The organism is Mesobacillus sp., from assembly GCF_057785455.1.
The window spans coordinates 100,950-113,530 of the sequence record NZ_JBYNSB010000042.1 but is presented as its reverse complement, the minus strand read 5'-3'; the positions used below and the strand labels follow the sequence as shown (position 1 = coordinate 113,530).

Here is a 12,581-nt window from a genome sequence, read left to right as displayed (position 1 = left end):
GTGGCAAGAAATCAGCAAGCTTTTGATTATAATGATGATGCCATACAGGTATTAGAAGGTCTTGAAGCCGTCCGTAAAAGACCTGGTATGTATATTGGCAGCACAGATACACGAGGCCTTCACCATCTCGTATATGAAATCGTTGATAATTCGGTTGATGAGGCCCTGGGCGGCTACGGAAACCAGATCATTGTCAAAATCCATAAAGATAATTCAATCAGTGTCCAGGATAAAGGGCGCGGAATGCCTACTGGAATGCATAAACTCGGGAAACCGACACCTGAAGTAATCCTGACTGTCCTGCATGCCGGCGGTAAATTTGGACAAGGCGGATACAAGACAAGCGGCGGCTTGCACGGAGTAGGTGCCTCAGTGGTGAACGCGCTTTCTGAATGGCTCGTTGTTACGATTAAACGGGACGGGTTCGTGTATGAACAGCGCTTTGAGAATGGCGGTAAACCAGTAACAACCCTTGAAAAAATCGGAAAAACAAACCAGACAGGTACAACCATCCATTTCAAGCCTGATCCAGAAATCTTTTCAACTTTGACTTATAACTATGACACCCTGTCTGAAAGGCTGAGAGAATCTGCCTTCTTGTTAAAGGGATTAAAAATTGAATTAATCGATGAGCGCCATGACGCAAAGGATGTTTTCCACTATGAAACAGGCATTCAGGCATTCGTCGAATATTTGAATGAGGAAAAGGATGTCCTCCATCCTGTTGTAAGCTTTGAGGGCGAATACAGCAAGATCGAGGTTGAGTTCGCATTCCAATTCAATGATGGCTACTCTGAAAACGTCCTTTCATTCGTCAACAATGTCCGTACGAAAGATGGAGGCACGCACGAGGCGGGGGCCAAGACGGCCATGACAAGAGTATTCAATGAATACGCTCGTAAGGTAGGACTCCTAAAAGAGAAGGATAAGAACCTTGAGGGTGCAGATATCCGCGAAGGCCTTGCTGGAATCGTTTCGGTCCGCATTCCTGAAGAACTGCTGCAATTTGAAGGGCAGACAAAAGGTAAACTTGGAACAAGTGAAGCAAGATCTGCTGTTGATTCTGTTGTATCAGAGCATCTTTCCTATTTCCTTGAGGAAAATCCGGATATCAGCACGCTGCTGATTCGGAAATCGATCAAGGCATATCAGGCAAGAGAAGCGGCAAGAAAAGCCCGTGAAGATGCAAGAAGCGGCAAGAAGAAGAAACGTTCGGATGCTATGCTTTCCGGTAAACTGACTCCGGCACAATCTAAAAATCCTTCCAAAAATGAACTCTACCTGGTAGAGGGCGACTCAGCGGGCGGCTCTGCAAAACAGGGCAGGGACAGAAGATTCCAGGCTGTGCTTCCTTTGCGAGGTAAAGTTATTAATACGGAGAAAGCGAAGCTCCAGGACATCTTTAAAAACGAAGAAATCAATACGATCATCCATGCCATCGGTGCAGGTGTAGGCTCTGATTTCAGCGTTGAGGATATCAATTACGATAAAATTATTATCATGACGGATGCTGATACAGACGGAGCACATATCCAGGTGCTGCTGCTGACCTTCTTTTACCGTTATATGAAACCGCTCATTGAAGCTGGCAAAGTGTATATTGCCTTGCCTCCTCTCTACAAGGTAAGCAAGGGCACCGGCAAAAAAGAGGTCATTGAATATGCCTGGAGCGATGATGAGCTTAAAGGCGCCATGAAAAAAGTCGGCAAAGGCTATATGATCCAGCGCTATAAGGGTCTTGGCGAAATGAACGCAGATCAGCTGTGGGAAACAACAATGGATCCGGAAACCCGTACATTGATTCGCGTAAGAATCGATGACGCAGCAAGAGCTGAGCGAAGAGTGACCACATTGATGGGTGACAAGGTCGAGCCGAGAAGGAAATGGATCGAATCCAATGTCGCTTTCGGTCTTGAAGAAGATGGAAACATATTGGAGAATGAAAATATTTCAGTTGCAGAGGAGGTTGCTGGGGAATGAGCTCAGTTGAAAAATTCCGTGACCTCCCATTAGAAGATGTACTTGGCGACAGATTCGGCCGGTACAGCAAGTATATTATCCAGGAGCGGGCGCTTCCGGACGCGAGGGATGGCTTGAAGCCGGTACAGCGCAGGATTTTATATGCCATGCATGTTGAAGGGAATACAAGCGAAAAAGGCTTCCGCAAATCTGCCAAGACAGTCGGAAATGTTATCGGTAATTACCATCCTCACGGTGATACTTCTGTATACGATGCAATGGTCAGGATGAGCCAGGATTGGAAAGTCCGTAATTACCTTGTGGAAATGCACGGAAATAACGGCAGTATCGATGGGGATCCCCCAGCTGCGATGCGTTACACAGAAGCCCGATTATCAGCAATAGCAGGTGAACTGTTAAGGGACATTGAAAAGCGTACAGTTGAATTCATCCCTAACTTTGACGATACATCAAGTGAACCGACAGTGCTTCCGGCAATGTTCCCAAACCTTCTTGTCAACGGCTCTACAGGAATTTCCGCCGGTTATGCAACTGATATCCCTCCACATAACCTTGCTGAGGTAATCGATGGCGTAATCATGCGCATGGATAATCCAGCCTGCACAATTGATGACCTCATGCAGGTCATCAAGGGGCCAGATTTTCCGACAGGCGGCATTATCCAGGGTGTGGAAGGCATCAAGAAAGCATATCAAACCGGTAAAGGGAAAGTCATTGTCCGCGGCAAGGCTGAAATAGAGGACGTCAGAGGCGGAAAACAGCAAATCGTCATTACTGAAATTCCTTACGAAATCAATAAAGCCAATCTTGTAAAAAGAATCGATGAATTCCGCCTTGATCGCAAGGTGGAAGGCATTTCAGAAGTTCGCGATGAAACAGACCGCACTGGTCTCAGGGTAGTCATCGAGCTAAAAAAAGATGCTGATGCCAATGGTGTCTTGAATTACCTGTACAAAAATAGTGACCTGCAAATTACCTATAATTTCAACATGGTCGCAATCAACAAAAAAAGACCAGTGCTGATGGGTCTTGCCGAACTGCTTGATGCCTATATCGACCATCAGAAGGACGTCGTGACGAAGCGTTCACAATACGACCTGCAAAAAGCCAGAGAGCGCCAGCACATCGTTGAAGGTCTCATGAAGGCCCTCTCCATTCTTGATGAAGTAATCGCAACAATCCGTGCATCCAAGGATAAGCGTGATGCTAAAGACAATTTAATTAAAAGATTCTCTTTTACCGAAGTTCAGGCTGAAGCGATTGTATCCTTGCAGTTATACCGTTTGACTAACACCGATATAACTGCACTGCAGGCTGAGGCAGAAGAGCTGGCAAAGAAGGTGGACGAGCTTTCGGCCATTCTCGGCAGTGAGAAAAAATTGCTTTCCGTCATCAAAAAAGAACTAAAGGACGTCAGAAAACGATTCGCTGATGAACGACGTACTAAGATAGAGGCCGAAATCGAAGAAATCAAAATCAATCTTGAGGTCCTGATTGCAAGTGAAGATGTAATTGTTACTGTAACAAAGGACGGCTACATTAAACGAACCAGCCAGCGATCATTCGCGGCTTCAAATGGACAGGATTTTGCGATGAAGGACACCGACAGGCTTCTTTCTCAGCTAAATATGAACACGAAGGACGTCCTCCTATTATTCACGAATAAAGGCAGCTATCTCTACCTGCCTGTCCATGAGCTTCCTGATATCCGCTGGAAGGACCTTGGCCAGCATATCGCCAATATAGTGCCAATCGACAGGGACGAGGAGATCATCAAAGCATTGCCTATTCAGGATTTTGACCAGAAACTATTCCTAGTATTTGTCACAAAGAATGGCATGGTGAAAAAATCCGAATTGAATCTTTATAAAGCTCAGCGTTATTCTAAACCACTGACAGGAATTAACGTCAAAGGCGACGATAAAGTAGTTGATGTCCACATCACCGATGGCACGAAGGATTTATTCCTTGCTACTAGTTTAGGGTATGCGCTTTGGTTCAGTGAAGAAGAGATTAGCCCAATTGGTGTAAGAGCTGCAGGGGTTAAAGGGATGAATGTCAAGGACGGTGATTTCGTCGTTGGCGGTAAAGTCCTCGACACTGATAATAGCGGCCAGTCGATTATCGTAGCGACACAGCGCGGTGCCGTGAAGAAGATGAAGCTATCCGAATTCGAAAAAAGTTCACGTGCAAAACGCGGAGTCGTGCTGTTAAGAGAACTGAAATCCAATCCTCATCGGATTATTGGCATTGAAACTGCCAGAGATCAAGATGAGATTTTCATCCAGACAGAGAAACAGCAGCTCATATCCTTTAAAGCAGGTGAACTTCGATTCAGCGACAGATATACAAATGGGTCGTTCATGGTGGATGAAAGCGAGAGCGGCAAACTTGCCGAACTCTGGAAAAATGAAAGCCACCCCGAGACAAACACTCAATAATAAAACAAAAACACGGGCTCTGCCTGTGTTTTTTGTTTTATCGGATTATTTGTGTTTTTTCTTGTTTTTTATTATCTGATTTCGGGTAAATATATAAGTCACCAGGACCAAGAAAGAGAACAAATAAGGATCAGGAAGGGAGTAAAGCCTAAGAATACCGGATTGGAAATGAAGCACCATTGTGATTTTTTTAGATATTTGGTAAATTGAAAATTATATTCGAATACCATTAACATTGATTTTTTGGAGAAGGAGTAGATTTATGGAGATTTTAAACAATATTATTTCGGCTCTGAACGAGTATATGTGGACTTATATCCTCATTGCTGTTCTAGTTATTCTGGGTACATACTTTACAATCAGGACCAGGTTTGTGCAATTCAAGTTCTTTCCGGAAATGTTCAGGATTCTAAAAGATCCGGCCACAGTATCGGCTGAAGGAAAAAGGGGTATTTCTTCTTTCCAGGCATTCACAGTCAGCTTAGCTAGCCGGGTTGGGACAGGTAATCTTGCTGGGGTAGCAACAGCTATTTCTGCAGGCGGTCCCGGAGCGGTATTCTGGATGTGGCTGATAGCCTTAATCGGGGCGGCGTCGAGCTTCGTAGAAAGTACCCTTGCCCAAATCTATAAAGTTAAAGACGGTGACGAGTATCGAGGCGGGCCTGCTTATTACATGGAGCGAGGCTTGAATAAACGCTGGATGGGCATATTGTTCGCCGTGATTATTGTATTTTGCTTCGGGTTAGTATTTAATTCTGTACAATCAAATACAATTTCCCTCGCTTTTGATCAGGCTTTTGGTTTGAGCCGCCTATGGATGGGAATTATTCTAGCTGTGCTTACAGCTGTTATTATCTTCGGCGGGATTAAAAGAATAGCACATGTATCGCAAATCATCGTGCCAATCATGGCTGTATTATACTTGATTCTTGCATTATTCGTTGTCTTTACCAATTTAACAGAAGTTCCTGCTATGCTGGCTTTAATCGTAAAGAATGCTTTCGGGTTGGAAGAAGCAGTAGGCGGTGGAATGGGAGCAGCAGTTATGATGGGAATCAAACGAGGCCTGTTTTCGAATGAAGCCGGGATGGGCAGTGCCCCAAATGCAGCAGCGACAGCAGCGGTAACACATCCTGTTAAGCAGGGTCTCATCCAGACGCTTGGAGTGTTTACCGATACAATACTGATCTGCTCAGCTACTGCCTTCATTATCATTTTGTCAGGTGATTACACCAATCCTGATTTGGACGGCATCCAGCTTACACAAACAGCTATGGCTGCACATGTAGGCTCATGGGCAAATATTTTTATAGGCGGAGCAATCTTCCTTTTCGCTTTTACTTCGATCATCGGCAATTACTATTACGGTGAAACCAATATCGAATTCATTAAGCAAAGTAAAACAGCGATTTTAATATACCGAATTGCAGTTGTCGGTATGGTTCTTTTCGGTTCTCTTGTAGATTTAGCTATAGTTTGGAACCTGGCTGATTTATTCATGGGAATCATGGCTTTAATTAACCTTGCAGCAATCACGATGCTAACCAAAGTTGCTTTAGCTGCATTAAAAGACTACCGTGAGCAAAGAAAACTAGGCAAAGACCCAGTTTTTTATTCTGATTCGATTCCTGGCTTAAAAGGAATCGAATCATGGGAAGCTAAAAAGACAGCAGATTCTAAAAATAAAATATAAGATTTTGCCCTATGAATATAGCGGAAGGGCCGAGTTGTTAGAGAAAGGGAGGAGCATTATGCTTCTCCTTTTAAATTGGAAAAAATCGCTTGTTTTTTCCATGTTGCGGGATTTCAACAAAAATTTGAGGAATCACCCTGCGGTTTTGCAGGATTTCGACAATTATTGTCGGAATACCTGGGCTAAGTTGCGGAATTGCCTCAAAACAGTTAGTTGTATAGAATTTCAGCTCCTCTGGATATCAAGATCAGGACATTTTATGCATCATTTTGCCAAAAATGGACAACTTAACTATATCTATTTAGGAGGGATGCATATGAAAAAGGAATTACTGCTGACTTTCGCTGCGTTCTTTTGTATGTCATTGACGGCCCTGACCGGAGTCTATGCTGGGGAATCACATGATAAAACCGTGACCGTCTCAGAATCCAAAATCGATGTCACTGGAGATAAGAAAAAAGATACTATTTATGTTAAAGGAGTTCCGTATGAAGAAGGAGCCCAATTTCTAAAACGGATTTATCTGAAAATCAAGGCATCCAATGGCAAAACCTATAAGATTGAATTAGATGGGGGCTATGATCCTGCGCTGACCTATCGCGATTTGAACCATGATGGAGTAAAAGATATCTTTATCAGCATTCCGACAGGCGGCAGCGGTGGACTGTCCAATTTTTATTTGTATACGCTAAAGGACTTTAAGGTAAAAAATCTACCCGTTCCTGACCCTTTAGCCATCAGCAGCCAGTTTGAGGACGGATATAAGGCGTCCATTACCATACAGCAGACCAGCCAGTCTTATAGCTTTGATATAAGTGACCGAAAGGAAGACTACGAGAGACTTGGCCTTTACCAGGATGGAAAGTTGAATGAACCGACAGAGCTTATGGTACTTCCGTATGGAATCCTGAAACCGATAAAAGTGCCAGGCAAAGGTTTTGGATTGGCTGGCAGCCAGAGGATCAATGGAGCATTCAATGCCGACGGAATTGCTGAGGTGGAGTCCACCTGGTTTTATGAAAACAGCAAGTGGAATTTGATTGATACAAAGATCCGCAGTCTTAAAAGCAAATAATATAGGCATTTGTCACGAATCTAACGGTTCAGCATAGGCTGTTAAGAAAAAGGATTCTTTTTCAGGAAGGAGCCTGCCAGGATGAGCAAATTCAGGCCTGAAAAACTGAGCGTTAGATTTATTCCACCTGCCACACCTTTTGAGCCTGTGGAGGGAAGAAAATACACACTCACACATTCAGATACTACCAGTGACCTCTATCTTTCTATAGGAACCATTTATGATTTCAAGGCAATTAACTATGCTATGCGGGACGAAGTTTTGGCAGAATGGACAAAGAACAATGGGGAATATCTGCTATATAGCCAGGTTTACATCAGCAATGGGGAATATAATAAAAACATGTCCCGAATCCGTTATATGATCTTCAAAAAAGAGCTGGAATTAGCATTAACTGGTATCATTTATGGGGACAGGAGCTTCTACACATACTATCCATGGCTTCTGGATGCGCCAATTTATGTTCACTTCAATTCGGTTTTCCCAGAATTTAGTGAAACATTATTCTACGGGACACCAAGAAAATATTTGCATCTGGCTAAAAGATTAAATTCAGCAGAAACACAGGTCTGATCCTGTGTTTTTTGGTGTTCAATAAGGGAGGAGAAGCAAAAATCAACCCTGGTGAACAAGTGTTTGCATGTTTAATTCGCTATTATTAGAACGTTAAAAAAAGAATGGTTACAATTTACTGAACCAAAAGAGATATTAGGAAATAGGAATATATAATAATATTATGTAAACAAAAAAAGGTGAATAATAAAGAAATTTAAATATCTGATATAGACTCACAAAGAAACAAAACCGATAAAAGATACTAGAAGATTGATTTACTTAATTGTTCATAATCATTTGGAACAGCAAACCAGAATAATTGTGATGTACAAAAGTTTGATCCGCACATGAAAAATATCGTTAAACATTTCAATCTCAAATAACATGTAACTTAGCAGAATCGTTAAAAATTTAAATCTTGTCTCACTAATTTAAGTATACTTAGATATTGAGACATTAATCAATCTCAGTTATAGAACTTCCGAGAATTTATGTTATGTAAACTAGAATGAAATTTAAATAGTATCATTCATACTGATTTTACCCTTTCATGCCCTGACTGCATTTCTTCCTTTTAAGTTTTCCAGCAAAATAATTCTTGGTTACTTCTCAAACTGCTGAAATTTTTCGGAAAAGACTTTACCTACATAGATACACCTTGAAAAGAATGCCTTATTGTTCTTCAGCTTATAAAGTTTAATTAAATCAGAAATTTTTAAAATGAGGCCATATAGTTCCGTTCCATTTAAAAACAACTGAAAATCACAATTCCTTACTGTTCCCGCTGGTTTACATATATAGGGATCTTGTAACAAGTAATTCATCATTCTAAATCTGCTGTTAAGTACCATTCCCTGCGAGGTTCATTGTTACACAAAACAGACAGCAGGACTGCTGTGAATTTGCAGTCCTGCTCAGCCATTCTCAATAAGCCTGATTGTTTTCCGCGTTGATTGGTACATCAATTAATACAATACCTTCTTGTGCCGAGATTTCGCGGGAAAGCATGCTGTCAAGCTCAGTAAGGCTCTTCGCCCTTACACCCTTTATCCCAAAGCTGCCTGCCAGCTGAACAAAATCCGGATTGCTGAAATTGACACCATAACTGTGGCCAAATTGCTGTTCCATCATCTTTTTTTCAATTTTCAGCATCGAATCGTTCAGACAAATGATCACAAAAGCTAATCCAAGCCTTTTTGCTGTTTCGATTTCCCCCACGTTCATCAAGAGTCCTCCATCCCCTGTTATACAAATAACCTTCTTATTTTGCGCAGCCAATTTGGCTCCTATAGATCCTGGCAAGGCAATTCCCATGGAGGCAAGCCCATTTGAAATGATTAGTTGTCCAGGCCCGTCAGGTTGGAAGTAACGTGCTATTTCCATTTTGTGTTCACCAACATCAGATAGGACAATGGTATTTTCGTCAGTGTGCTTTTCGATTATATGGAGGATATTCCTGGTCGTTAGAGACTGTTTACTAATCGTTTCTTCATTCCAGTAAACTTGGTTGCCTTGCAATATCCTTTCTTTAAGACTGTTGGCGGGAAGCCATTCTTTAGAAACTATATCCTTATTTTTCAAAAGCTCAAATATTTGTTGCAGATCGCCAACTAATTGACTGCAAACAGGATAATATTCATCACACTCAGCCTCTTCCGTATGAATATGCACAACTGGAACCTTATTTTTATTCCAATCTTTCGGTTGGGTTTCAATCAAATCCAATCCAATCACAATAAGCAAATCTGCCTCTGCTATTCCCTCTGATACTAAGTCATTGTCTTTGAATCCAAAGGTAAAGAAGTTAAGAGGATGATTTTTTGGCAATACCCCTTTGGCCATGAAACTGTTTGCCACTGGTGCTTGAAGCTGTTCCGCGAATCTTCTGACTGCTTCGCTGGCCCCTTGCCTAATTACACCGTTTCCAATCAGGATGAAAGGTTTTTGGCACTGCTTAAGAATTAATTCTGTTTCTGAAATTGCCTCCATCGATGGGACAACAGTTGGAGCAGGCCTTTTAGGCATCGCTTTACCGGAGATTGCCTCTGATGCCAGGTTCTCTGGTAATTCCACTAACACAGCACCAGGCTTTTCACTTGCTGCTTTACGGAAAGCGTTATGGATGATCTCCGGCACCGTTGCTGACTGTTTAATTTGAACTGACCATTTCGTCGCTGTTTCAAAAATCTTCACTACATCAAGAAATTGATGAGACTTTTTATGCTGTCTTTCCATTCCTGCTTGTCCAGTTATCGCTACAACTGGCGAGCCATCCAATGTGGCGCTTGCAACTCCTGTTAATAAATTTGTGGCACCAGGGCCCAGGGTAGCCAGGCAAACTCCAGGCTTTCCAGCTACCCTTCCATATACATCCGCCATAAATGCTGCCCCCTGCTCATGTCGCACAGGAACATATTGGATTGAACTTGACGCGGACAATGAGTCTGCTATGTCCAATACTTCCTTGCCGAATATCCCAAAAACATATCTCACCCCTTCGTTTTCCAAACATTGAACAAGCAAATCAGAAGTTTTCATGGTTCCCTCCAAAAATATGTACTAATCTAATGGTTTCCTCTGATAAATGATTCATTCAAGGGAAGTGATAAATTTCATCATTTTTAAAGAGGCAGGGAAATGGAAATCGATCGAGGAAAAGCTTCTGGCTGACTAACGTCTCACGTGGCCTTAACTCCTTGTTCTGCTGCTTAATATCGGTCCAACACCTTGACATACTCTATAAGCCTGTTCTGGTACTGTAAGGGAGTTTCTAACCATATTCTTATAAAAAGAATCAATTAGAAGAGGTGAAAAGTTAATTGGAAAAAGTTAAGGTAAGGTTGCGGCCTATTGTAAGTAAAATAAATTTACCCACTGTTCTGAAATCAGCAATTCTGCCGGGAGATTCAATTGAAAGATTATTTATTGCTACCCAAACAGGAGAAATTTTTCATATAGGTAACGGAGTCATCAAAACTTTTTTAGATATTCGCCCGCAAGTCCTCAAACTTGGCAGTCAAGGGGGCGGATATGATGAACGGGGATTATTAGGACTTGCATTTCATCCCCAGTTTTATTTCAACGGTCTGTTTTATCTTCATTATTCAGTTGCTGGAACACAAGGTCCAGGTGCACTTCCTGAAACTTCATCGCCTGACCCTTGTGATCCAAAAACGCTAAATCGAAAATGGGTTAATAGAGAAACTCAATTCGATCATATAGATACAGTGGAAGAATGGGCTCTGCAAGTAAATGGGCAGCCTATAAAACGAAGAACACTGCTCAATTTAAGAAGGCCCTTTTTTAATCATAATGGTGTCAATAGCTTAAACTTTTCACCTGAAAGTGGAAAGCTTGTTTTAACTACAGGAGATGGTGGTTCAGGCTTTGATCCATTTAATTTGAGTCAGGACGATTTGGAAATCGCCGGTAAAATAATTGAAATTGATGTAGTTAAAAATACAGCTTTTAATAATCCACCTGTAGTCACTCGTTTTACCGAACTGCCTGCATCGATTCAGGCAACTCTTACGGTAATGGCCAAAGGTGTCCGCAATATACCAGGAATATCATTTCATCGGTATTATAATCATTATATTAAATATGCTGGAAATGTCGGGCAGGATTTGGAAGAGTCGATTTTTTCATTTGTTCATTATAAACCAATACCGGTTACTGAACTTACATTGAACTCAGGACTCGCTCAGGAAATACCTATTAACTTTGGCTGGCGTGGCTGGGAAGGTTCTTTTCCAACTTCAATTATGACGGCCTGCTCTGAAAATTCGAATTCTGACGAGAAAACCATTGTTTATTACAATGAAGCAATTAAAACCTCAGTCAGGCGGATTCAGCCATTCACTAGTTATTTCCACAAAGACCCCCGGCCAGATAAATTTGGCGGAACTGCCCTTACAGGAGTCCAGCCATATATCGGGAATGCTATCCCCGCTCTAACGGGGAGTGTTTTGTTTACCGATTTAGCCCGCAAGGAAGAATCGCCAGCTCCGGATAAGGGAGTTTTAGCTTATTCTATAGTAATGCCAGATTGCAGACTAAATGATTATAGTGTTATTGAAACCGACTATAATTTCGGGTCTGAATCTGCTTATTTTGTTACTCTCGGTGGTAATCTTGACCAAACCAGATTATATTTAGGTGTTTATAGCTCGATGAAAGTCACAGACTTTAACCAAGGTACTGTTTTTGAAATAATTCCATAATCTAAAACTACTATGTCAATTTATCTGAAATGCTCGCAACTTCTTATGTATTTTACCTCTTAGCGTTCACTATATTAAATTATAAAAAGTACCCAAAAGTTAGATTTCCCCCTAACTTTTGGGTACCATCCTGTAATTAACCATGCTCATTATTTGACTATGACTTTCCCAGCCATTCCTTCCTGGAAATGGTAACGACATATCAATTCATAAGTACCTCCCTGTTCTGGTTTCACGGAAATGCTTTTTTCCTTTCCTGGCAGGACCTCGGTATCGACCCCAAGCTTTTCCACTGTAAAAGTGTGCTCTTTCTTCCCTTTGTTTCTCAATATCAACGTTGTAGTTGTTCCGTTTGGAATTGTAATCACTTTCGGATTAAAGTAATCATCATTCAGCTCTACTTCAATCGTATTCATATTCTCCATTGGTTGGGTTTTATCAACGGATTTGGCAAAAACGCCGAGTAAGCCTGTAGATGTCACAACCGTAACCATTGCAAGAAAAACGACCATTCCTGTAATCCACTTTTTCACTGACATTCGCAATCTCTCCTATTTCTAAATTTACAAGGCTAAAGAAAAGTTTTTAATCCATAAGCTAAATCATTCATTCGT

At 41.6% G+C, this 12,581-nt stretch carries 8 protein-coding genes; 6 read left to right on the top strand and 2 right to left on the bottom strand.

Translation table 11 applies throughout. The annotated features are described in order from the left end of the window. The 5 genes from parE (at position 1) to AC3EBE_RS17055 (ending at position 7,762) form a co-directional block, all read left to right on the top strand. The gene (parE, locus tag AC3EBE_RS17075; protein WP_488596248.1) at positions 1-1,980 is read left to right on the top strand and encodes a DNA topoisomerase IV subunit B; all 1,980 of its coding nucleotides are present in this window, start codon (positions 1-3) and stop codon (positions 1,978-1,980) included. After that, complete coding sequence (gene parC / locus AC3EBE_RS17070; protein WP_488596247.1) at positions 1,977-4,421, top strand: DNA topoisomerase IV subunit A; 2,445 nt, start codon at positions 1,977-1,979, stop codon at positions 4,419-4,421. Before parE ends, parC begins: the two co-directional genes overlap by 4 nt. A gap of 262 nt (positions 4,422-4,683) precedes the next feature. Continuing rightward, complete coding sequence (locus AC3EBE_RS17065) at positions 4,684-6,114, top strand: alanine/glycine:cation symporter family protein (RefSeq protein ID WP_488596246.1); 1,431 nt, start codon at positions 4,684-4,686, stop codon at positions 6,112-6,114. A gap of 316 nt (positions 6,115-6,430) precedes the next feature. Further along, a complete protein-coding gene (locus AC3EBE_RS17060; RefSeq protein WP_488596245.1) occupies positions 6,431-7,189 on the top strand; it encodes a hypothetical protein in 759 nt (252 codons plus the stop codon). A gap of 81 nt (positions 7,190-7,270) precedes the next feature. After that, the gene (locus tag AC3EBE_RS17055) at positions 7,271-7,762 is read left to right on the top strand and encodes a staygreen family protein (protein WP_488596244.1); all 492 of its coding nucleotides are present in this window, start codon (positions 7,271-7,273) and stop codon (positions 7,760-7,762) included. A gap of 906 nt (positions 7,763-8,668) precedes the next feature. Here AC3EBE_RS17055 and AC3EBE_RS17050 read toward each other — a convergent pair. Beyond that, positions 8,669-10,282, bottom strand: a complete 1,614-nt coding sequence (locus AC3EBE_RS17050) for an acetolactate synthase large subunit (protein ID WP_488596243.1) — start codon at positions 10,280-10,282, stop codon at positions 8,669-8,671. 281 nt (positions 10,283-10,563) lie between these two features. Here AC3EBE_RS17050 and AC3EBE_RS17045 point away from each other — a divergent pair, with 281 nt between their 5' ends. Further along, positions 10,564-11,967: a PQQ-dependent sugar dehydrogenase gene (locus tag AC3EBE_RS17045; protein WP_488596242.1), complete on the top strand. Its 1,404-nt coding sequence runs from the start codon at positions 10,564-10,566 to the stop codon at positions 11,965-11,967. A gap of 149 nt (positions 11,968-12,116) precedes the next feature. On the opposite strand, the gene AC3EBE_RS17040 is transcribed toward AC3EBE_RS17045, so the two are convergent. Continuing rightward, positions 12,117-12,506 (bottom strand): cupredoxin domain-containing protein, encoded by a 390-nt coding sequence (locus AC3EBE_RS17040; RefSeq protein ID WP_488596241.1) that lies wholly within the window; start codon positions 12,504-12,506, stop codon positions 12,117-12,119. Between the last annotated feature and the right edge of the window lie 75 nt (positions 12,507-12,581).